We start from the raw sequence: 20,991 nt of genomic DNA, 5'->3' as shown, positions 1-20,991 counted from the left end.
TAGCTCTGCGTATGGTTTCCAAGGTTCAGATAGTTTGGAGATCAGATATGACCACGCCGAATTTCGTCATCCTCTATGTCGACAGTCCGGAAAAGAGCGGTGCGTTCTATGCCTCCTTGCTCGGACGCGAGCCGGTCGAATCCTCGCCGACCTTCGTGATGTTCGTGCTCGACAAAGGCTTCAAGCTCGGCCTCTGGTCGCGCCACACAGTGGAACCGGCTGCGGCGGCAGCAGGCGGTGGCGGCGAGCTCGTGATCGCGGTTGAGAACGCAGCGACGGTCGACGCCACTCACGCGGATTGGATCGGCAGAGGCCTTAAGGTACTGCAGGCGCCAACCGATCTCGATTTCGGACGAACCTTCGTGGCGCTCGATCCGGACAATCATCGCCTGCGCGTCTACTGGCCGAATGGGCAGTAGGCAGTAGGCAGTAGGCAGTAGGCAGTAGGCAGTAGGTGTGAGTCTTCCTCCTGCCTAATCCCTACTGCCTGCGCGCAGCGCCTTGTAGATGGCGATGCCTGCGGCGAGATCCTCAAGCGCTGCGCCAACCGACTTGAACAGCGTGATCTCGCCGTCGCTTTGCCGGCCCTGCTTCTCGCCGCGGGCAAGCTCGTGCAGGTCGGCGACGATCGCTTCCGGTTTCAGCACGCCTGAGGCCAGCGGCTGGACGATGTCGCCGGCTTCCTTGGTGGCGCCGGCGCGGGTGTCGACATAGACGCGGGCGCGCTTGATCGCGTCGTCATCGCTTTCGCGCATCGTCGGCGTGAAACCGCCGACGAGATCGACATGGGCGCCGGGCTTCAGCAGCGCGCCCTTGACCAGCGGCGTGTTCGAGATGGTCGCGGAGGCGACGATGTCGGCCTCGGCAAGCTCCGCGTCGAGATCGCCGGCGGCACTTGCAGGAAGGCCTTCGGCTCGCAAGGTGGCCGCCACTTTTTCGGCATTGGCCGGCGTGCGGTTCCAGATGCGGATGGATGCGATCGGCCTGACCGCCGAATGTGCCTTGGCAAGGAACGGCGACAGCGCGCCGGCGCCGATCACCAGAAGCCGCGAGGCGTCCTTGCGGGCGAGATAGGAGGCGGCAAGCGCCGAGGCGCAAGCCGTGCGCCACTGCGTCAGGCGCTGGCCGTCGATCAGCGCCTGCGGCTCGCCGGTGACGCCGTCGAGCAAAAGATAGAGGCCCATCACCGCCGGCTTGCCGATGGCGTTGTTGTCCGGCGATACGGTGACGATCTTGACGCCGATATGGCCTCCCGCCGAGGTACCAGCGGCATTGAAGTCGGTCCAGGCCGGCATCAAAAGCAGGGTCGAGGCGGCGCCGTCCGGGCGCTCGACGCCATGATGATGGCGAACCGGCTGCATCGCGCCTTCGCGGAAGGCGGTGCGCAATGTCTCGACAAGGCCGGGAAAGGTCAGCGCGCGGTCGACCTCGGCGGCCGAAACGGTCAGCATCGGAGGCTCCGTGAGGCGTTAGCTAGTTCGGCTTGGGCAGCGCTGGTCCATTGGGCGCCGCCGGTGGGCGGCTCACCGCCTGGCGAAGGTTTTCAGCTTCCAGACCGCGCTGGCGCGCGAGCTTGCGGTAGCGCCCCTGCTTCACCCACGTCGCCATGCTGCCGACGACCATGCCGACGGCCAGGGCAAGGAACAGGAAGATGAAAAGCGGCAGGTTCAGCGTCAGCGCGGGATTGCCGGGATGAAATGGATCGAGCGTGAAGGCGACGGGGCCGCGATTGGCGACGGCAAGCGCGATCAGGATGATGGCCAGCGGCACGAAGACCACGACGAGGACGAAGCGATTGAACATCAGATCTCCACAGAGAGAAGCTTCCTAAGCGCGCATGTCCTTGTCCCGAAACCGGCCTCCACTTTCGGGAGACATGCTTTAAGCGCCAAGATGCCGTTTCAACCCGCCGGCGCGCGGCCTATTTGCCGCTGTTCAGCCTTTCGCGCAACTCCTTGCCGGTCTTGAAGAACGGCACCCACTTTTCCTCGACCTCGACGGATTCGCCGGTGCGCGGATTGCGGCCGGTGCGGGCGGGACGGTTCTTCACCGAAAAGGCGCCGAAACCGCGCAACTCGACCCGGTTGCCCTCGGCAAGCGCATCGGTGATCTCGTCAAAGATCGCACCGACGATGTTTTCGACATCGCGCAGGAAAAGGTGCGGGTTGCGCGCGGCAATAATCTGCACAAGCTCGGATTTGATCATATAACGTTCCCCGTAAAACCACTGCAGTCGATTATCAGGATGATTTTATTGCTTTTTTGGCTCGTCCAAGCGAGATGTCAAGGGTGCCAGACCGAAACGAGACCGTCAAGAAACAAGCGGTCGGCGCCGAGCTCGTGAATGACATCGCCGCCGGCATCCGGCAGGCCGAGCGCCTTGGCCGCCAGTTTTGCCATCGACTGGGAAAACAGGAAACCGCCACGCCTGTCCTTGTCCTTCCACTCGACGACCTTGAGCTTGGCGTCCACGCCCTTCGTCGCCAGCCAGTCGATCGCCTCTTGCTCGCCGCCGACGGCGTCGACCAGATGGTTGGCCAACGCCTGGCGGCCGGTGAAGATCGAACCGTCGGCCAGCGCCAGCGCCTGCTCGTGCGTCATCTTGCGGCGGTCCGCGACGATGCCGACGAACCAGTCGTAACTGTCGAGGATCAGCTTGCGCACCATGGCGCGCTCATCGTCATTGGTCGGCTTGAAGGGCGAGGGCGAAGCCTTGAGCGGCGACGATTTCACTTCCTCCAGCTTGATGCCGAGCTTGTCCATGAGACCGCTGACGTCAGGATATTGGATCAGCACGCCGATCGAGCCGACGATCGAGGTCTGGCGGGCGACGATATGGTCGGCCGCACTGGCGATCATATAGCCGGCCGATGCCGCCAGCGTGCCGACCTCGGCCACCACGGGCTTGTCGCCGGCAAGCTTGCGCACGGCTTCGAATGTCGACTCGCCACCGACCGTGGTGCCTCCGGGCGAATCGATCGACAGGATGACGCCCTTCACTTCTGGCGACTTGCGGATCGCCTCCAGCCYTTTGAGCAGTTCCTCATCCTCGGTGATGGTGCCTTCGATCTTGACCTTGGCGATGTGCGGAACCGCCTGGCCGGTAAAATTGTCGTCATAGACCCAGGTCGAGAACGCGATCACCGCGGCCGCCAGAACCAGAAACGCGACCACGCGCCAGAAAGTCAGCTTGCGGCGCAAGCGGCGGCGGTCGATCAGGTCGTCGGCTCTCATTGCCATCGTCAGCCTCATGGATCGGTGGGAAAGCACGCTTTTAAAGCAAGCCTCGGCACACGGCTACCGTTTCCTGAAAATGCCGCGCCGTGAAGCGTTGACGCCGACCTCACGAAAAATTAACGCAACCAAGTCCCTATCTGCTATGAAGTACAAGCCGTCTCGCCGGATTCCTGTCGATTTTGCGGGTGGCAGTTGTCACATTTTTGCAGTTTTGATCCGCTTGTGCTTGCTTGTAGGTGTCGGCATACCACCTATAGGCGGTGTTTGGGCGGGCAAAGGTCCATTAGAAAGTCATGTTGGCGCGATCTGACGAAACGAGCGATGCTGGCGAGGCATCGGCTCCGGCGGCCGAGGGCGGCACGCGCGGAGATGCCTTCAACCGCGCGCAGCGGCACTCGCGCCGCGTGCGCGTGCTGAAATTCGCGGTGCCGCTGCTCGCGGTCGCCATCGCCGTCGCCTTTCCAGTCTATTCCTACCTCAAAGCGCCCCTGTCGGTCTCGGTGCAGGCCGACGGCACGGCGTTTTCCGACGGCAAGCTGGTGATGGCCAATCCGAAGCTCAACGGCTTCACCAAGCAGAAGCTGCCATATTCGCTGACGGCGACCAGGGCGACGCAGGATGTCGGCCAGCAGGCCGTCATCGACCTCGAAGGCATCAACGCCAAACTGCCCGTCGCCACCGACAATATCGTATCGGTCGATGCCGCGCACGGTATCTACAATCGCGACGCCAACACGATGGACCTGACCAGCGACGTCAGCGTGACGACGACGGACGGCCTGGCGGCGAAGTTCAAATCGATCTTCCTAGACATGGGCAAAGGCTCTATGAAGACGAACAATCCGGTTGATGTCAGCCGCGGCGGGTCGCGCATCACGGCGGATTCGATGGCGGTCGAGGACAACGGCAGGCTCGTAGTCTTCGAGAACCGGGTTCGCGTCAACATAGATCCAGCCGYGCTGAAGGCAGCGGGGGTAAACGGTGGAGAACAGAATGCGTCGCAGTAAATCCGCATGGCTTTCGGGCGCTGCTTCCGCATTGCTGTTTTTGGCGACGGCGCATTCCTTCGCGCAATCGAGCGCGACCAGCCAGATCCCGGGGCTCAAGCTGTCGGGTGACCAGCCGATCCAGATCGAAAGCGACAAGCTCGAGGTCCGCCAGGCCGAAAGCATGGCCATATTCAGCGGCAACGTCACCGTCAATCAAGGGCCGACCCTGCTGAAGGCCGGCAAGATGACGGTCTACTATGTCAAGGATGCCAATGCCGGCAAAAGCGCCGCGGCCGGCGCGTCGGCTATGACCGGCGCCGCCAATATCGACCACCTCGAGGTGGAGAACAAAGTCTACGTCAAGTCGAACGACCAGATCGCCACGGGCGACAGCGGCACATTCGACATGAAGACGCAGGTGCTGGTGCTCAAGGGCAAGGAAGTGGTGTTGTCGCAGGGCGACAATGTGCTCAAGGGCTGCAAGCTCACCGTGCAGATGAAGAGCGGACTCGCCAATGTCGACGGCTGCGGCGRCCGTGTGATGATGTCGTTCACGCCCCAAAAGCAGGGCGCGCAACAGCAGGGAGCGTCAGGCAACTAATGGCCGGCGTAACCTCGCTGCTGGCCCGTCTTCCGGGACGGGCGGCCGCAAAGCCGGCTGCGCCGGCGACGGTCGGCACCGATAAGGCAAAGTTCAAGGGCACCCTGATCGCGAAGGGTCTGACCAAGAGCTATAAGGGCCGCAAGGTGGTGAGCGGTGTCACGCTTGGCGTGCGCGCCGGCGAAGCCGTCGGCCTGCTTGGCCCTAACGGTGCCGGCAAGACCACCTGTTTCTACATGGTCACGGGGCTAGTGCCGGTCGACGAAGGCTCGATCGAGATCGACGGCTTCGATGTCACCTCGATGCCGATGTACCGGCGTGCCCGCCTCGGTATCGGCTATCTGCCGCAGGAAGCGTCGATCTTCCGCGGCCTGAACGTCGAGCAGAACATCCGTGCCGTGCTGGAAGTGGTCGAAAAGGATCGCAAGGTGCGTGAACGCAACCTCGACGAGCTGCTCGAGGAATTCCACATCAGCCATCTGCGCAAGGCGCCGTCGATGTCGCTGTCGGGCGGTGAACGGCGTCGCCTCGAAATCGCGCGGGCGCTGGCGACGCGGCCGGCCTATATGCTGCTCGACGAGCCTTTCGCCGGTATCGACCCGATCGCCGTCGCCGACATCCAGCAGCTCGTTCGCCATCTCACGGCCCGCGGCATCGGCGTCTTGATCACCGACCACAATGTGCGCGAGACGCTCGGCCTGATCGACCGCGCCTATATCATTCATGCCGGCCAGGTGCTGACGCATGGCCGCGCCGACGAGATCGTCGCCAACGCCGATGTGCGGCGTCTTTATCTCGGCGAGGGCTTCACGCTCTGACTGCCGGTCTTCGGGTTGTGGCGCGGTCGCGTGGCGGCTTTTCGCTATTTTAGCGCTCGATAACGCTCCGGTAAGCCCCGGCTGCTAGCGTTTTCCTTGACAAGCAAAAGCCGGGCCAGTTTCTATGCCCGACCGAAAAACAACTGTGCGACGCGTAGACGAGGCGTTTGAATCCCACCATGGCGCTGGCAGCCAAACTGCAGCTCAGACAGTCCCAGTCGCTGGTGATGACGCCGCAGCTGATGCAGTCGATCCGCCTGCTGCAGCTCACCCATGTCGAGCTCGAGCGCTTCATCGACGAGGAGATCGAGCGCAACCCGCTCCTGGAGCGGGCCGAGCCGCAGGACGACGCCACAGGCGACCAGGCCCAGAAAAGCGAGGCGGCGCCGGAGCGGGCTTCCGAAGGCGACTGGTTCGAGGGCGAGACGGAATGGAGCGCGGAAGCGATCTCGCAAAAGCTCGATTCCTCCCTGGAGAACCTGTTTCCCGACGACCCCGGCACCCATGAGAGGCTGGGGCCGGACCTCACGGCGCAGTGGAAATCGGCCGCCGGCGGCGCCGCCGGCTCAGCATCGTCCGAGGGGTTCGATGTCGGCGACATGGCCGCGGCCGCCGTCACGCTGCGCGAACATGTCGGCGAGCAGATCGCGCTCGCTTTTCTCAGTCCCGGCGAACGCCTGATCGCGGGCGAGCTCGCCGATGGGCTCGACGAAGCCGGTTATTTGCGCACCGACCTCGGCGAGATCGCGGCCCGGCTCGGTGCGGACGAAACGGCGGTGGCGCGCGTGCTTGGCGTCTGCCAGACCTTCGAGCCGCCAGGACTTTTCGCGCGCGACCTTGCGGAGTGCCTGTCGCTGCAGCTGGCGGTGCGCGACCGGCTCGATCCGGCGATGAAAGCGCTGGTCGCCAATCTCGAGCTTCTGGCGCGGCGGGATTTCCAGACGCTGAAACGCATCTGCGGCGTCGACGAAGAGGATCTCCTCGACATGCTGGCCGAGATCCGCGCGCTCGATCCGCGTCCCGGCCTGGCGTTTTCGGGCGGCGCCAGCGATGCGATCGTCGCCGATGTCGAGGTGCGCGCGGCCAATGACGGCAGCTGGGCGGTGGAGCTCAACGCCGACACGCTGCCGCGCGTGCTGGTGGACAATGTCTACTTCGCCCGCATTTCGAGCCATGCAAAGGATCAGGCGGAAAAGGATTTTCTCGCCGAATGCCTGCAGAACGCCAACTGGCTGACGCGCAGCCTCGATCAGCGGGCCAAGACCATTCTCAAGGTGGCGTCGGAAATCGTGCGGCAGCAGGATGYCTTCCTCGTCCATGGCGTGCGTCATCTCAAGCCGCTCAACCTGCGCACGGTGGCCGATGCCATCGGCATGCATGAATCGACCGTCAGCCGTGTCACCGCCAACAAATACATGCTGACGCCGCGCGGCGTCTTCGAGCTACGCTATTTCTTCACCGCATCGATCGCCTCGGCCGAAGGCGGCGAAGCGCATTCGTCCGAAGCCGTGCGCGACCGCATCAAGCAGATGATCGACGAGGAAAAGCCCGCCGACGTGCTTTCCGACGACGCCATCGTCGACATGCTCAAGGAAAGCGGTGTCGACATCGCGCGGCGAACCGTCGCGAAATATCGCGAAGGCATGAACATCCCATCGTCTGTGCAGCGGCGCCGGGAAAAGCGGGCGCTGGCCAATGTCGGCCGCTAGGCTCGATCCGAATCTCGACAAGCCGTCGCCGGTGCGAGACAGGCGGATTTTCCGCAATTCCCAAGCTTGATTGACAAGCTGCAATGAAGTGTCTAGAAGCCCGCCCGCATGGAGCGGGGCGGTAATGCCCGCTCGCGAATGGGTCCGTCAGACACGGCCACGGACGGCCAAGAAGGCGACTTGTGATCAACCGGAAAGTTCGGGTCTAAAATCGGCGCGCATGCCGCTGCGAAGCTTGTGCGCGCGCGCCACGGGTATAAACTCGGGAACAGTTTGAAGCCTGAGCAAGGAAGGTCAGTTTTCAGATGAATCTACGCATTTCGGGAAAACACATGGACATCGGCGATGCGTTCCGCACGCGCATCAGCGACCGGGTCGGCGAGGCGATCGAGAAATATTTCGATCGGGGTTTTTCAGGACATGTCACGGTCATCAAATCGGGGTCGCGTTTCTCCGCCGACTGCATGGTCCGGCTCGATTCCGGCGCTTCGCTGCAGGCGACCGGCGACGCCCAGGACCCGACGCTCGCCTTCGAGGCGGCCGCCGACCGCCTGGAAACGCGGCTGCGCCGCTACAAGCGCCGGCTGAAGTCACGCAACACCGGCAACGGCAATGGCGAAGAGCCGACCGACATCGCCTATACGGTGATGGCCCCCCTTGCCGACGACGAGGAAGACATTCCGGAGGACTTCGCTCCGGCCATCGTCGCCGAATCAAGCATGACGCTGCGGACCATGTCGGTGGCGTCGGCTGTCATCGAGCTCGACAACAGCGACAGCCCGGTCTTCCTGTTCCGCAACGCCGGAACCGACCATCTCAACATCGTCTACCGCCGGCCGGACGGCAATATCGGCTGGATCGATCCGTCGACGACCAAAGTCGCTCAGGGATAAAAAGCCAGCCGCGCGAGGGGGACGACGACTGGCGCGGCAGGCGAGCAAGGGATTTTTCAAGCATGGATCTCAGTGATCTCATCAGCGTCTCGGCGATCATGCCGGCGTTGAAGGCGAATTCCAAAAAGCAGCTTCTGCAATTGCTGTCGGAGAGGGCCGCGGCGATTTCGGGGATTCCGGAACGGGAGGTGTTCGACACCGTCCTGCAGCGCGAACGGCTGGGCTCGACCGGCGTCGRCAACGGCATCGCCATTCCGCACGGCAAGCTCGCCGGCGTGAAGCGGATCGCCGGGGTCTTCGCCCGGCTGGAAACGCCGGTCGATTTCGAGGCGCTGGACGACCAGCCGGTCGACCTCGTCTTTCTGCTGCTTGCGCCCGAGGGCGCCGGCGCCGACCATCTCAAGGCGCTGTCGCGCATCGCGCGTGTGCTGCGCGATGCCGACACGGTGGCCAAGATTAGGGGCACGCGCGACGCGGTGGCGATCCACGCCCTGCTGTCGGACACGCAGGCCTCGCACGCAGCCTGAAGTTTTGGGATAGAATCTGGTTTTGGGATGAAACCCTAAAGGGGCCGCCGGGAGCGGCCCTTTCCATTTCGGACTGCCAGCAATCGCTACTTTAGTTGACCGTAATCTTATCCGAAAACCGGGTCCGACTTTTCGGGATTATGGTCTAGTGGATCGCGACAGTGGTCAGATCGTTCTCCAACGCGCCCGCCAGCGCCCGGTCACGGGCATCGGAAAGCAGGATCGGCTGGCCGTTGGCGGCAAACAGCGCCCACAACTCAAGGCCGGGCGCGATTTCCTGAAGGCCCGGGAAGCGGCCGCGCAGGTCGTCGCTCGATACTTTCCTGAGATAGGCGACCGAACCTTCGCCGAGATGGGCGAATTCGCCGCTGGTCATGGTGATCGTTTCGTCAGTTCTGGTCATTTCAAGCCTCCTTGGCGCGAGGACGCCAGGATTGGCCGCCTCGCATAGAGCCATCGGCGAAGGTCAGTCTTTCACCGATATGTTTATTTTCCGTACCAGCCGCTCGGACTCCGGCCGGTCGAGATCGACCGACAACAGTCCGTTCTTCAGCTCGGCGCCGATCACCCGCATGCCGTCGGCCAGCACGAAACAGCGCTGGAACTGGCGCGCGGCGATGCCGCGGTGCAGGAATTCGCGCTCGGTGTCGTCGCTCTGGCGGCCACGCACGATCAGCTGGTTTTCCTCCGTGGTGACATCGAGGTCGCTTTCGGCGAAACCGGCAACGGCCAATGTGATGCGCAGCCTCTCGGCCTTGCCGTCGGCGGCGCCGAGGCGCTCGATGTTGTATGGAGGATAGCTGTCGCCGGACTTCGCCAGACGCTCAAGCGTCTTTTCCATGGCATCGAAGCCCAAAAGAAGCGGGCTGGAGAAGGGCGTCATTCGACTCATTGTTACACTGTCCTCTGAAGAGCGACACAAACTGGAAAAACCCGGATGGCATTTTTCCCGATGGTCTTGATATGGTCCGCCGCGCGATCAAGTTCAAGCACTGAATCAGGATGACGTTTCGTTGAACCGCCATCCTGGTTCACCTCTTCGTTGGAGCATGATCTTATCCGAAAACCGGTTCCCACTTTTTGCTAACGCTGACCTCCGGTTCGGGATCATGCTGTAAGCCCCGCCCAAAAAGACTCCCCAAAAGGAATTGAAATGCCCCAGTCCAGAAAGATCATCATCGACACGGATCCCGGCCAGGATGACGCCGTCGCCATATTGCTGGCGCTTGGCAGTTCCGAGCTGGAGGTCGTCGGTATCACCGCGGTTGCAGGCAACGTGCCGCTGAAGCTGACCCAGAACAACGCCCGCAAGATCTGCGAATTGGCCGGCCGGCCCGACATCAAGGTCTATGCCGGCGCTATCCGCCCGCTGGCGCGCGAGCTGGTCACCGCCGAGGAAGTGCATGGCAAGACCGGCCTGAACGGCCCGCAATTGCCTGAGCCAACCATGCCGCTGCAGGAACAATATGCCGTCGATTTCATTGTCGAGACGCTGATGCGCGAGGAAAGCGGCACGATCACGCTCTGCCCGCTCGGACCGCTCACCAACATCGCGCTGGCGCTGATACGCGAGCCCAGGATCGCGCCGCGCATCAAGGAGATCGTTCTGATGGGCGGCGGCTTCTTCGAAGGCGGCAATGTCACGCCGGCCGCCGAATTCAACATCTATGTCGACCCGCAAGCCGCCGATCTGGTGTTCAAATCGGGCATTCCGATCGTGATGATGCCGCTCGACGTCACCCACAAGGCGCTGACCTCGTCCAAGCGCATCCAGGCGTTCCGTAAGCTCGACACCAAGGTCGGCACCGCGACCGCCGAGATGCTGGAGTTCTTCGAGCGCTATGACGAGGAAAAATACGGCACCGACGGCGGGCCGCTGCACGACCCATGCGTCATCGCCTATCTGATCAAGCCCGAGCTGTTCAAGGGTCGCCACTGCAATGTCAGCGTCGAGACCGCGTCGGAGCTCACCATGGGCATGACGGTGATCGACTGGTGGGGCGTCACCAAGCGGGAAAAGAACGCCATGGTGATGCGCGACATCGACCATGACGGCTTCTTTGCGCTGCTGGTGGAGCGGCTCGGGCGGCTGTAGCACCTCTTCCTTCCCCCCTTGTGGGGGAAGGTGGCCGAGCGAAGCTCGGTCGGATGAGGGGTGTTCCAGGGAGCGCTAACGTCTCACTCCGCTGGAACACCCCTCATCCGTCTCGGCGCTTCGCGCCGATCCACCTTCTCCCACAGGGGGAGAAGGAAAGGTGTTCACTTCGCCTTCGAGAACGCCAGCCACAGTCCGCCGCCGACCAGGAAGCTGCCGCTGATGCGCGACATCAGCTTGACGCGGCTGGCCGAGAGGATGCGGCCGGCGCGGCCTGCCGCAAGCGCGTAGGTCGAGTCCGACATGGCGGCGAAGATCATGGCGGTCAGGCCCATGACCACGATCTGCAGCGTGTAGTTGCCCTGTGGCGCGATGAACTGCGGGAAGAAGGCGCCGAAGAACACCAAGGTCTTCGGATTGCTGATCGCGACCAGAAAACCCTGCAGGAAGAAGCCGCCGCGCGGCTTTTTCGCCGATCCGTCCGGATTCAGGGCGCCTTTCGCGCGGAACATCTGCACGCCCATCCAGATCAGGTAGGCGGCGCCGAGCAGCCGCACCCATTCAAACCAGTGACCCATGCCGGCGATCAGCGTGTTGAGGCCAATGCCGACGATGGCGATCATGATGGCGAGTCCGGCCTGCGTGCCGGCGACATTGGCCAAGCCCGCGCGCGAGCCGTGGCGGATGCTGTTGGCGATGATCAGCGTGACCGTGGGACCCGGCACCAGGATGATGACGATGCAAGCGACGACGTAAGTGGCGTAGAGTTCCAGCGACATGATCTTCCCTCGAGCAGGACAGCGCCGACTTGGGCGGAACGCGATCAATGCACGGGATTGATGCTGGCGCAAGCTGGCTGCGCGGGGCGACCCGTTACGCCGCCCCTGCCGACCATGGCAGTGTCGCCTCATAGGCTGCGCCGGCCTTGAGCACGGCAAGGTCACCGCGCGGGCGGCCGATCAGCTGCATGCCCATCGGCCGGCCGCTCTCATCGAAGCCGGCCGGCACGGCGAGCGCCGGGCAGCCGCCCAGCGTTGCAAAGGCGGAGACCTGCATCCAGCGGTGATAGCTGTCCATGGTCCGCCCCGCGACCTCGCGCGGCCAGTGGGTGGTCACGTCGAACGGGAAGGCCTGCGCGGTCGGCAAGGCGATGAGGTCGAAGCGCTCGAACAGCGATAGCAGCGTGCGGTGCCACGAGGTACGCCGGACACTGGCGGCATGGATCTGCGGCGCGGTGAGCCGCATCGCCTGCTCCACTTCCCAGACAGCCTCGGGCTTCAAAAGCCTGCGTTTTGCGGGATCGTCATAATGCGCCTTCAGTCCGCAGCCGCTGCTTGCCTGGCGCAAGATGACAAAAGCCTGCCACAGCGCCTCGAAATCGACATCGGGAACCAGCTTTTCACTGTGGAACGAGGCGTCGGCGAAGCGGGCAAGCGCGGCCTCGCAGAGATCGAGCACGCCAGGCTCCATCGGCAGGTGGCCGCCGAGGTCGCCCAGCCAGGCGACGCGGCCGCCGGCTGCCTTGGCCTCCAGGCCGTTAAGGAACGACCCCTCCTTGGCGTGCGACAGCGGCGCGCGCGGGTGATAGCCGGCCTGTTCGTCGAGCAGCAGCGCGATGTCGCGCACGCTGCGGCCCATCGGCCCTTCGACGCCCATCTGCGAATGGAAGACATCGATGTCGGGGCCGGCGGGCACGAGCCCCTGGGAGGGACGCAAGCCGTAGACATTGTTGTAGGCGGCCGGGTTGCGCAGCGAGCCGCCGAAATCGCTGCCGTCAGCGACCGGCACCATGTCGAGCGCCAGCGCCACGGCCGCGCCGCCGCTCGAGCCGCCGGCGGTGAGCGTCGGGTCGAAGGCGTTGAGCGTCGAGCCGAAGACCGGGTTGTAGGTGTTGGAGCCCAGCCCGAACTCCGGGGTGTTGGTCTTGCCGATGATGATGGCGCCGGCCTTGCGGATGCGCTCGACGAAGAAGTCGTCCGTGTCGGGAATGAAATCGGCGAAGATCGGCGAGCCGAAAGTGGTTCTGAGGCCCTTGGTCAGGGCCAGGTCCTTGATGGCGATCGGCAGGCCGAACAGCGATCCGGCCTCGCCGCCGTGGGCCAGATGGGCATCGGCCCTGTCAGCCTCGGCCAGGATGTCGGCGCGCTCGCGCAGCGAGACGATGGCGTTGACCAGCGGGTTCACGGCTTCGATGCGGTCGAGGAAAGCACTGACGACTTCATGCACCGATAGTTGTCGCTGCCTGATCCTGTCGGCGAGCTCGATGGCGGAGAGGCGGCAGATGTCGCTGGCCGGGGGCACGGCGTGTTTCGTGACGGGGCGCATGGCTTAACGGGTGCCCGCCAAAGCCGCGTCGACATCCTTTGTCAGCGGGATCGCCGGCTGCGCGCCGGGTTTCAGGCAGGCGAGCGACCCGGCCGCGGCGGCGCGCGTGAGCGCTTGCTCAAGCGACAGGCCGGATGACAGGCCGGCGCCGAAATAGCCGCAAAAAGTGTCGCCGGCCCCGACCGTGTCGACCGGCGTGATCTTCAGCGCCGGAACGGTGAGGAAATCGTGCGGCGTGGCGGCGAGCACGCCATCGCCGCCGAGCGTGACGACGATGGCGCGGCCGGTCTTTTGGGCGTAGTCGCGCATGCGGGCAGGGCGGTCACGGCCCGAAAGCGCCAGTGCCTCGCCATAGAGATCGAATTCAGTTTCGTTGGCGACGGCATAGTCGGCCTTGCCGAGGAAGCCGGCGGCTTCAGCCCGGAAGGGGGCGGTGTTGAGGACGCTGACCGCGCCTGCCGCGCGCGCGGCATCCAGCGTGGCCTCGACCGTCTGCAGCGGGATCTCATGCTGCAAGAGCACGACATCGCCCTTTTTGAGGTAAGCCTTGGCGACATCGCCCGGCACCACCGAATCATTGGCGCCCGGCACGACGGCGATGACGTTCTCTCCGTCGGCGCCGACCAGGATCAAGGCAGTGCCGGTGGAGGCGAAACTCTGGCCGACACCGGACAGATCGATATTGCCGGCCTTGAGAAGGGCGAGCGCTTCGGCGGCAAAGCTATCCTTGCCGACCGCGCCCACCATGCGCACCTGGGCGCCGGCGCGCGCCGCGGCCAGCGCCTGGTTGGCGCCCTTGCCGCCGGGCGCGGTGGCAAAGCCCGAGCCGCGCACCGTCTCGCCGGGCTCCGGCAAGCGGTCGACATTGGCGATGAGATCGAGGTTGATCGAGCCGACGACGATGATCAAAGACTGCCTCCCGTTGAAGCGGGTCAGCCTGCGTAAAGGCGGACGTGCTCCAAGATTCTGCTTCTTGCGCAACTCCAGCGAAATACGCGAAGCGCTTTTCCTGGAATTGCGTGCTGGGCGCGAAGCTAGCCGCAAAGTCCGCCGGTTGCCAGATCACGTCGCTGTCCGCGCGGTCTGGCCCACAGCATCATTCGCAGCGGACGGTGACCTCGGCCTGGTAGCTGCCCGCTGGGAAGATGCCCGGCGACTTCGTGGCCGTCAGATCGACCTGGATGGTGTGGGTGCCGTTGGTCAGCTTTTGCGGCGAGCTGCCCGGTATATCCAGCCCCGAGCCGTCGAGGCGGAAGACGGAGGCGAACGAGACATTGGTGTCGCCGCCGCTCGGCGCGGACGTGAACGCGACCGGCGCCGGCGTGGAAACGGAATAGCAGTCCAGCAGGTTTAGGATGGAACACAGCGTCGAGTTCGCGGTGATGGAGGCGCCGGCGCTCGATCCGCCTGCCTGCTTGGAGCCGAAGATGTTGATGGCGGGGTTCGGTTTCATCGTCCCCGATGCCCCGATCACAATTGTGCAGGTGCCGATGATCGCCGCCTGCGCCGGGAGACTGAAGCAGGCAAGCACTGCCAGCGCCAACAATGCAGAGCTATTTTCGCTTCTTCTTCTTTTCACTGCCGGTCGTGCCTCTGATGGTCCAGCCTTCGTCGGCCCATCCCGCTGATTTGACCTGGGGCGCGCCGGCTTGGGTCGCGCCGGCTTGGGCCGCGCTGGTTCGGGGCGCGGCGCCTTGGGGCGAGGAAGCGTCCACACTCCCCGTCGTCTGGCCGTCGGCGCCGACGCCCATTTTGAGGAGCTTCAATTCCAGCTGCAGGCGCTCGACCTCCAGCTCGTAGAGGCGGCTGCAATCGACGCGTTTCGGCGTCCGCCCGATCGGGATCACGACGCGGCCGTATGTGGCGATGTCGCTGTTGGCCTGGTTGCTCGAGTTGTTGCCTCGGATGACGCCAAGGTCGAGATAGGCGCCGCTGCCGGAAACGGCCGAGCGGCAGGTCGTGCCGTCGCTGGCATGAACTTCGTCCTGGCCCTGGGGCAGGCTGACGCCGGGCAGGCTGAAACCCGTCTGGTTCTGGTTCAGGTTCAGAATATCCTCGGCAAGCCCTTGGCTTACGACAGCCAGGACGGGCAGCAGGGACAAGGTCAGAACCTGCGATGCCCGAAGAACTTTCCGCATATCTGTGCCCTTATCTGGGTCTGCTCGCTTGGAAAGGGGATACTCTCGGTACAGATACGCACTTTACGCTCGTTCGCGCCGTCGAACGGGACGACCACCAGGACAGGGCGCGACGCTTGGCCGGCCAGAAGGAAAGCGCTCGGCGTGATCCTGGCCGCGACCGGCTGGAAATCCTGGTCGTAGACATGAACCTCGACACGTATGCGCTGGTTGTACGGGTTGCCCGGGAAGACGCGAACGGCGAAGGCATCGGTGAAGGATCGTACCTCGCCCCGCATCGGCGTCATCGACTGGCTGGTCGCGGCGATGGGAGACAGCACGGCGATCAGGCCCGCCGCCAGGATTGCAATCGTTCTCAAGGACCGTTCCTTTCGCGAGAGGACTATTCGCAGCGCAGCGTCACCGTTGCCTGGTAGTTGCCGGCGGAGAAGCGGTTCGTGCCGCTCTTGGTGCCGGCAAGATTGATCGCGACCGTCGATGTGCCCGGCACCGTCAGCGCGGTCGCAGTGCCGGTTTCGGCAATCGTCTGCGCGCCGGTGGTGGCAAAAGTTGGCGYCCAGGTGGTGGCTGTGACGTCGCTGGACGGCACGGTTGTGGTCGTCACCGGGTCGACGCTGAGCTGGACGCCACCTGTCGTATCGACCTGGGCGCTGCCGGCCGAGCCGCCGGCATTGTGCGAGCTCAGCGACTGAAGATTGCTGCTGACGGTCATCGTGCCGTTGGAGTTGATCGTGACCGTGCAGGTCGCGGTGATCGTGCCGTTGAACAGCACATTTCCGGTGGGGGCCGCCGATGCTGTCTGGCCGGCGCAGGCGGCCAGACAGCATGCAGCCAAGGCGGCGCGGAAGAACTTCATTGAGACCCCTCTTTCGAGCCGGATGATGCGGCTCAACGTAGGGTCATCTTCCCTTTATCGTGGTTAATTTAGCGTTAACTTAAATAATATCGGGAAGCAACTTAAAAGAAACCCGACGATAACCACAGGTTGTCGCCGGTTGCATTTTGCGAATAGGCCAATCGTTTTATTTAGGTTGTACCGATTTATATTACGATGTGCGGTTTTTCGCAATGGCGCRCGAAAAAATCGATTGTTTCAGGACGCCACTTGCCCCGCTTCCCAGCCGAGGATGGCGCGCTTGCGCGTCAGGCCCCAGTGGTAGCCGGTGAGCGCGCCGGACTTGCCGATAGCCCGATGGCAGGGAACCACGAAGGACATCGGGTTGGCGCCCACGGCCGCGCCAACGGCCCGGCTGGCGTTGGGCGCTCCGATGCTTGCCGCGATCGAGGAATAGGTGCAGGCCCTGCCCATCGGGATGCGCAGCAAGGCTTCCCAGACGCGAAGCTGGAAATCGGTGCCGATCATCACCACCCGCAGCGGCTGGTCGGCACGCCATTGCGTCGGGTCGAAGACCCGCGCGGCGTAAGCCTGGGTGGCCGACATGTCCTCAATATAGGTCGCGTTCGGCCAGCGGCCGGACATGTCGGCGAAGGCGGCCCGCTCGCCGCCCGCGTCACAGAAGGCAAGGCCGGCGAGACCGCGGTCGGTGACCATGATCAGCGCGATGCCGAAAGGCGAGATGTGATAGCCGTAGCGGATGGTGAGACCCGCGCCCCGGGTCTTGTAGTCGCCGGGCGACATCGCCTCATGGGTGACGAAGAGGTCGTGCAGCCGGCCGGGGCCGGACATGCCGAGCTCGAACGAAGTCTCCAGGAGCGGCATGCCGGAATCGAGCAGCCTGCGCGCATGGTCGAGCGTCACCGCCTGCAGGAAGGCCTTGGGCGACAATCCCGCCCAGCGTGTGAACAGCTTCTGCAGGCCGGTCGGCGTCTCGCCGACTTCCTCGGCCAGCACCTCCAGCGAGGGCTGGTCGCGATAGTCGAGGCTGATCTTCTCGATGGCGCGGCGCACGACGTCGTAGTCGCTGCCTTGCGGCGTGATGTCGTTCTCAAGGATCGCGGTCGGTTTCATCCGCGTATTCATGGTCATCTGAGCGTTCATGGCAATATCTCCTTGGCCGCGAATATCGGTCTTCCAGAGCTTTGCAACCACCCGAAACTTGCCTTCACTCCACACCCACCCAGATAGAGTCAGCTTCGGACCGAAGAGGACAATCATGGCCGGCGAAAAGGTCGATCTGACCGGAGCGAAGGAAACCTTGCTGATGACGCTTTACGGCAAGGCGCTGGAGAGCCGGCTGCCCAATTCGCTGCTCCAGGATCGCCTCGCCGACGAGGCGGTGAAGAAGATCGACTATGATTTCTCGCGGCTCAAGGTCGACGGCAATCTCGGCCTGGGCTTTGCGATCCGGGCGAAAACACTGGACGTCTGCGCCGCGGACTTCCTTGCGAGATATCCGGATGCGATCGTGCTGCATCTGGGATGCGGGCTCGATACGCGGATATTTCGCGTCGACCCGCCGCCGGGCGTCGACTGGTTCGACGTCGATTACCCGGAGGTCATCGAGCTCAGGCGCAGGCTCTATCCGCCTCGTGACTGCTATCACCTTGTCGCCTCGTCGGTGATCGAGCCGGACTGGCTGACCATGGTGCCCCGCAACCGTCCCGCCATGGTGTTGGCGGAGGGGCTTACGCCTTATCTTGCCGCCGACGAGGGACCGCGGCTGTTCGCGCGGCTTGTCGCGCATCTTGCCGGCGGCGAGTTGATGTTCGACGCCTACAGCCGTTTCGGGCTGAAGCTGATGCGCCTCAATCCGGCCATCAAGGCAACAGGCTCCGAAGTCCATTGGGCCATCGAGGATCCGCGCGAGCTGGAGCGGGCTGTTCCGAAACTTCGCTTCATCGGCGAGATTCCGTCCTACAAGCCGGAGCAAGGCGCGCGGCTTGGCTGGTCCGCGCGCTTGTTCATCGGCCTCTGGAAACTCATCCCCGCCATGCGCAAGGTCGGCAGGCTGCTGCGGTACCGGTTCTGATTGCTTGGGCGTCAGCGCGCCTTGGCGGTCGCCAGCGCGCGCGAAAAGGCGGTGGCGAAACTCTCACGGTCGTCGGGATTGAGGAAGCCGCCGATCGCCACGCTCCTGCCCTGCGCTTCCACCGCCATTTTGGTGATGCCGATCTCGGCATGGCGGGCGATCGAAAACCGTGTCCAGAACGGATTGAAGCGATGGCTTTCAGAGCGGCCTGAAGGGGCGGTCTTGCGGATGTCGAGGCTGGTGCGCGAGACCGATATCTCCTCGCGGGCGCGCGCTGCGCGGTAATTGGCGCGGAAAGCGATATAGACGGCGATCACGTCGAGGCCGAAGAAGCCGAACACCGGCCAGGCGCCATGCGCCAGGAAAAACGCGCCGGTGACCGCCCAGCCGAACAGAAGCGCCCCCATCAGGATCAGGAAGCCGGTTCGGCCGAGCGAGCGGTGCGGCGTCAGCAGGGCCTGGAAAAATGGCTCGTCGGCCTGGAACGAGGCGTTTGTGTCGCTCATGAGGGAATATTATAGGAAGGAAATGGCGCCTCCCAAGTCGAAAAAATCCGTAGCTGTCAAAAAACCTCAGCCCGCCCCTGCCGGCAGCGGCCGGGCGCCTGGCGCTCGGCCGCGAAAAGCCGCTTCCCGGCCGCTTTACAGCCCTGCCGAGGTGCATGAAATCTTCCGGCGTTTTTCCGTCCAACGGCCGGAGCCGAAAGGCGAGCTCGACTATGTCAACGCCTTCACCCTGCTGGTCGCGGTGGTGCTGTCGGCGCAAGCGACAGACGCGGGCGTCAACAAGGCGACGAAGGCGCTGTTTTCGGCAGCCGACACGCCAGCCAGGATGCTGGCATTGGGCGAGGCGAAGGTCGGCGACTATATCCGCACCATCGGCCTGTGGCGCAACAAGGCCAAGAATGTGATCGCGCTGTCGAAGGCGCTGATCGACGACCATGCGGGCAAGGTGCCTCAGGATCGCGACGATCTGGTGAAGTTGCCCGGCGTCGGCCGCAAGACCGCCAATGTCGTGCTCAACGTCGCCTTCGGCCAGCACACCATGGCGGTCGACACGCATATCTTCCGCATCGGCAACCGGATCGGGCTGGCGCCCGGCAAGACGCCGGAACAGGTGGAACAAGGGCTGCTCAAGGTCATCCCTGCCGAATATATGCGCCATGCGCATCACTGGCTGATCCTGCATGGCCGCTATGTCTGCAAGGCGCGCAAGCCCGATTGCCCGGCCTGCGTGATCGCCGATATCTGCAAGTCGAAGGAAAAGACCACCGACGTGCCGGCGCCGCTGGTGCCGATCGCGCCGCTGGACGAGACGTTTCCGGCCGAAGCCTAGAGGTTGCTTTGACGCAATTCCGGACGGAAAACCGCTGCCCACTTTTCCTTGGAATTGCTCTAATAACCGTAGCCGCGCGCCATCGCCGCGGCGAAGACCGGAATAAGCAGGAAGATAAAGCCCTCGGCGCGGACATAATTCTTCACCGAGGCGAGCTCCGCCGCCGGCACCGCGAAAGACGGATTGCTGCTCGCCTGCCTGTTCCAGGAGAGGAAGCGCATCGTGGGCACGATCGACAGCAGGCCGACGATGGCGAAGGCCACCATCTTTGCCCAGAACACCCAATTGTAGACGTAGAATTCCCAACCCTTCAGACCGAAGAACACCCGGCAGACGCCGACGATGACGATCAGCGCGGCGATGATGCCGTAGTGACGGTCGATGCCGGCAAGGCGCTTGAGCGTCGCCGCGCCCAGATCGCCGCGCACCAGCACGAACTCGGCGCCGATGATGCCGGCCAGCGAGAACACCAGCAGGTGATGCGCGATCGCCAGCAACAGGTCCGTGGTGTCCATGGTTCTTCTCCGGTCGACTTGCGTTTCTGGATCGGCTTCGCGCGCAAACTAGCACCGCCCGGCGAAAAGCCCATAGGCGTGCAGCCGCGATATGGCCGTTATGGCTGGAAGAGCCACCGTATTATCCTGGCTCTTGATCGAACGCGCTGGTTTGCTAGAGCAATCCCAGGAAAAGTGTGAGCGGTTTTTCCGTCCGGAATTGCGTAAAAACAAAAGGATAGAGCGGTTCGCCGTTTCCATGAAACGGTGAAACGCTCTAAGCGCCGCGGCCTCGATGGAGGGGAATGCCATGAGCATCAAGACGGAAGCCGGCGTGCCGATCCTTGATACGGCGCGCACCGTCCTGCGGCCGCACCGTCTGGGTGATTTCGAGACCTATGCCGCCATGTGGGCGGAGCCCGCCGTCACCCGTTTCATCGGCGGCAAGCCGCGCACGCGCGAGGAAAGCTGGATGCGTTTCCTGCGCCATGCCGGGCTGTGGTCGCTGATCGGCTACGGGTTCTGGGCGATCGAGGACAAGGCGACGGGGCGCTTCATCGGCGAGGCCGGCTTCCACGACCTGAAGCGCGAGATCGAACCTTCGATCGAAGGCGTGCCGGAAGCCGGCTGGGCGCTGGCCTCGGAAGCGCATGGCCGGGGGCTTGCCAGCGAGGTCGTCGGGCGGATCGTCGCCTGGAGCGACGAGGCGTTCGGACAGGCGAGAACCGTCTGCATCATCGATCCGGAAAACGGCGCTTCGCAGAAGGTGGCCGAGAAGAACGGCTATCGCGAGATTTTGCGCACCACCTATCACGACAAGCCGACGATCCTGCTGGAACGGCAGGCCGGAGGCGTTGTCGCCTAGAGCGTTTCACCGTTTCACGGCGAACCGCTCTACAC

27 protein-coding genes are annotated in these 20,991 nt (G+C 63.7%); 11 read left to right on the top strand and 16 right to left on the bottom strand.

Annotation, left to right across the window (positions count from 1 at the left end; genetic code table 11):
- Positions 1-47: 47 nt before the first annotated feature.
- Positions 48-419, top strand: coding sequence for a VOC family protein (locus LCM4577_RS06595; protein ID WP_071070325.1), 372 nt, complete (start codon positions 48-50; stop codon positions 417-419).
- Between the two features lie 54 nt (positions 420-473).
- Here the strand turns inward: LCM4577_RS06595 and LCM4577_RS06590 are convergent, their stop codons facing one another.
- From LCM4577_RS06590 to sppA, 4 genes are all read right to left on the bottom strand, one after another.
- A complete protein-coding gene (locus tag LCM4577_RS06590) occupies positions 474-1,451 on the bottom strand; it encodes an ornithine cyclodeaminase family protein (protein WP_071070323.1) in 978 nt (325 codons plus the stop codon).
- 22 nt (positions 1,452-1,473) lie between these two features.
- Positions 1,474-1,803: a hypothetical protein gene (locus tag LCM4577_RS06585; RefSeq protein WP_040990318.1), complete on the bottom strand. Its 330-nt coding sequence runs from the start codon at positions 1,801-1,803 to the stop codon at positions 1,474-1,476.
- Positions 1,804-1,921: 118 nt separating this feature from the next.
- Positions 1,922-2,206, bottom strand: coding sequence for an integration host factor subunit beta (locus LCM4577_RS06580; RefSeq protein ID WP_040990317.1), 285 nt, complete (start codon positions 2,204-2,206; stop codon positions 1,922-1,924).
- A 77-nt stretch (positions 2,207-2,283) separates the two neighbouring features.
- The gene (gene sppA, locus LCM4577_RS06575; RefSeq protein ID WP_071070623.1) at positions 2,284-3,240 is read right to left on the bottom strand and encodes a signal peptide peptidase SppA; all 957 of its coding nucleotides are present in this window, start codon (positions 3,238-3,240) and stop codon (positions 2,284-2,286) included.
- Between the two features lie 290 nt (positions 3,241-3,530).
- Here sppA and lptC point away from each other — a divergent pair, with 290 nt between their 5' ends.
- The 6 genes from lptC (at position 3,531) to ptsN (ending at position 8,774) form a co-directional block, all read left to right on the top strand.
- Positions 3,531-4,244, top strand: a complete 714-nt coding sequence (gene lptC, locus LCM4577_RS06570) for an LPS export ABC transporter periplasmic protein LptC (RefSeq protein ID WP_071070321.1) — start codon at positions 3,531-3,533, stop codon at positions 4,242-4,244.
- Positions 4,231-4,827, top strand: a complete 597-nt coding sequence (locus LCM4577_RS06565) for an LptA/OstA family protein (protein WP_071070319.1) — start codon at positions 4,231-4,233, stop codon at positions 4,825-4,827. Before lptC ends, LCM4577_RS06565 begins: the two co-directional genes overlap by 14 nt.
- Positions 4,827-5,645: an LPS export ABC transporter ATP-binding protein gene (gene lptB / locus LCM4577_RS06560; protein ID WP_040997483.1), complete on the top strand. Its 819-nt coding sequence runs from the start codon at positions 4,827-4,829 to the stop codon at positions 5,643-5,645. The genes LCM4577_RS06565 and lptB overlap by 1 nt, the downstream gene beginning before the upstream one ends.
- 179 nt (positions 5,646-5,824) lie before the next feature.
- A complete protein-coding gene (gene rpoN / locus LCM4577_RS06555; RefSeq protein ID WP_071070621.1) occupies positions 5,825-7,354 on the top strand; it encodes an RNA polymerase factor sigma-54 in 1,530 nt (509 codons plus the stop codon).
- Between the two features lie 305 nt (positions 7,355-7,659).
- The gene (gene hpf / locus LCM4577_RS06550; RefSeq protein ID WP_041004919.1) at positions 7,660-8,247 is read left to right on the top strand and encodes a ribosome hibernation-promoting factor, HPF/YfiA family; all 588 of its coding nucleotides are present in this window, start codon (positions 7,660-7,662) and stop codon (positions 8,245-8,247) included.
- Positions 8,248-8,309: 62 nt separating this feature from the next.
- Complete coding sequence (gene ptsN / locus LCM4577_RS06545) at positions 8,310-8,774, top strand: PTS IIA-like nitrogen regulatory protein PtsN (RefSeq protein WP_071032694.1); 465 nt, start codon at positions 8,310-8,312, stop codon at positions 8,772-8,774.
- Positions 8,775-8,919: 145 nt separating this feature from the next.
- Here the strand turns inward: ptsN and LCM4577_RS06540 are convergent, their stop codons facing one another.
- Together LCM4577_RS06540 and LCM4577_RS06535 are read right to left on the bottom strand one after the other, a co-directional pair.
- Positions 8,920-9,177: a DUF1150 family protein gene (locus tag LCM4577_RS06540; protein ID WP_040990310.1), complete on the bottom strand. Its 258-nt coding sequence runs from the start codon at positions 9,175-9,177 to the stop codon at positions 8,920-8,922.
- 63 nt (positions 9,178-9,240) lie between these two features.
- Positions 9,241-9,666, bottom strand: a complete 426-nt coding sequence (locus LCM4577_RS06535; protein ID WP_040990309.1) for an Hsp20 family protein — start codon at positions 9,664-9,666, stop codon at positions 9,241-9,243.
- Between the two features lie 261 nt (positions 9,667-9,927).
- On the opposite strand from LCM4577_RS06535, the gene LCM4577_RS06530 reads away from it, so the two are divergent.
- Entirely contained in the window at positions 9,928-10,869 is a 942-nt protein-coding gene (locus tag LCM4577_RS06530; protein WP_071070317.1) for a nucleoside hydrolase, read from the top strand.
- A 164-nt stretch (positions 10,870-11,033) separates the two neighbouring features.
- On the opposite strand, the gene LCM4577_RS06525 is transcribed toward LCM4577_RS06530, so the two are convergent.
- The 8 genes from LCM4577_RS06525 to LCM4577_RS06490 all read right to left on the bottom strand — a co-directional run bounded on the left by LCM4577_RS06525 (position 11,034) and on the right by LCM4577_RS06490 (position 17,331).
- On the bottom strand, positions 11,034-11,648 hold the full coding sequence (locus tag LCM4577_RS06525) for a LysE family translocator (RefSeq protein ID WP_071070315.1): 615 nt from the start codon (positions 11,646-11,648) through the stop codon (positions 11,034-11,036).
- 94 nt (positions 11,649-11,742) lie between these two features.
- Positions 11,743-13,194 (bottom strand): amidase, encoded by a 1,452-nt coding sequence (locus LCM4577_RS06520; RefSeq protein ID WP_071032698.1) that lies wholly within the window; start codon positions 13,192-13,194, stop codon positions 11,743-11,745.
- Between the two features lie 3 nt (positions 13,195-13,197).
- Positions 13,198-14,103 (bottom strand): ribokinase, encoded by a 906-nt coding sequence (locus tag LCM4577_RS06515; protein ID WP_071070313.1) that lies wholly within the window; start codon positions 14,101-14,103, stop codon positions 13,198-13,200.
- Between the two features lie 187 nt (positions 14,104-14,290).
- Positions 14,291-14,737, bottom strand: a complete 447-nt coding sequence (locus tag LCM4577_RS06510) for a hypothetical protein (protein ID WP_371410028.1) — start codon at positions 14,735-14,737, stop codon at positions 14,291-14,293.
- A gap of 10 nt (positions 14,738-14,747) precedes the next feature.
- Positions 14,748-15,332, bottom strand: coding sequence for a hypothetical protein (locus LCM4577_RS06505; RefSeq protein WP_071032701.1), 585 nt, complete (start codon positions 15,330-15,332; stop codon positions 14,748-14,750).
- On the bottom strand, positions 15,299-15,691 hold the full coding sequence (locus tag LCM4577_RS06500; RefSeq protein WP_071070310.1) for a hypothetical protein: 393 nt from the start codon (positions 15,689-15,691) through the stop codon (positions 15,299-15,301). The genes LCM4577_RS06505 and LCM4577_RS06500 overlap by 34 nt, the downstream gene beginning before the upstream one ends.
- Positions 15,692-15,714: 23 nt before the next feature.
- A complete protein-coding gene (locus LCM4577_RS06495) occupies positions 15,715-16,188 on the bottom strand; it encodes a hypothetical protein (RefSeq protein ID WP_071070308.1) in 474 nt (157 codons plus the stop codon).
- Positions 16,189-16,425: 237 nt separating this feature from the next.
- Entirely contained in the window at positions 16,426-17,331 is a 906-nt protein-coding gene (locus tag LCM4577_RS06490) for a methylated-DNA--[protein]-cysteine S-methyltransferase (RefSeq protein WP_071070306.1), read from the bottom strand.
- A gap of 115 nt (positions 17,332-17,446) precedes the next feature.
- Here LCM4577_RS06490 and LCM4577_RS06485 point away from each other — a divergent pair, with 115 nt between their 5' ends.
- On the top strand, positions 17,447-18,262 hold the full coding sequence (locus LCM4577_RS06485) for a class I SAM-dependent methyltransferase (RefSeq protein ID WP_071070304.1): 816 nt from the start codon (positions 17,447-17,449) through the stop codon (positions 18,260-18,262).
- 11 nt (positions 18,263-18,273) lie between these two features.
- Here the strand turns inward: LCM4577_RS06485 and LCM4577_RS06480 are convergent, their stop codons facing one another.
- Positions 18,274-18,768, bottom strand: a complete 495-nt coding sequence (locus LCM4577_RS06480; RefSeq protein WP_040990298.1) for a DUF2244 domain-containing protein — start codon at positions 18,766-18,768, stop codon at positions 18,274-18,276.
- 22 nt (positions 18,769-18,790) lie between these two features.
- Between LCM4577_RS06480 and nth the strand changes: the two genes are divergently transcribed.
- Positions 18,791-19,597, top strand: a complete 807-nt coding sequence (nth, locus tag LCM4577_RS06475; protein WP_071070302.1) for an endonuclease III — start codon at positions 18,791-18,793, stop codon at positions 19,595-19,597.
- Positions 19,598-19,656: 59 nt separating this feature from the next.
- Here nth and LCM4577_RS06470 read toward each other — a convergent pair whose 3' ends face one another.
- Positions 19,657-20,112 carry a DUF2214 family protein gene (locus LCM4577_RS06470; RefSeq protein ID WP_071070300.1) on the bottom strand — a complete coding sequence of 152 codons (456 nt, stop codon included), beginning with the start codon at positions 20,110-20,112 and terminating at the stop codon, positions 19,657-19,659.
- Between the two features lie 289 nt (positions 20,113-20,401).
- On the opposite strand from LCM4577_RS06470, the gene LCM4577_RS06465 reads away from it, so the two are divergent.
- Complete coding sequence (locus tag LCM4577_RS06465; RefSeq protein ID WP_040990295.1) at positions 20,402-20,956, top strand: GNAT family N-acetyltransferase; 555 nt, start codon at positions 20,402-20,404, stop codon at positions 20,954-20,956.
- The last annotated feature ends 35 nt before the right edge of the window (positions 20,957-20,991 follow it).

Source organism: Mesorhizobium sp. LCM 4577, assembly GCF_001854795.2.
GTDB lineage: Bacteria > Pseudomonadota > Alphaproteobacteria > Rhizobiales > Rhizobiaceae > Mesorhizobium > Mesorhizobium plurifarium.
Note: the sequence above shows the minus strand (reverse complement) of the source record. Positions and strands in the feature narration are given on the sequence as shown.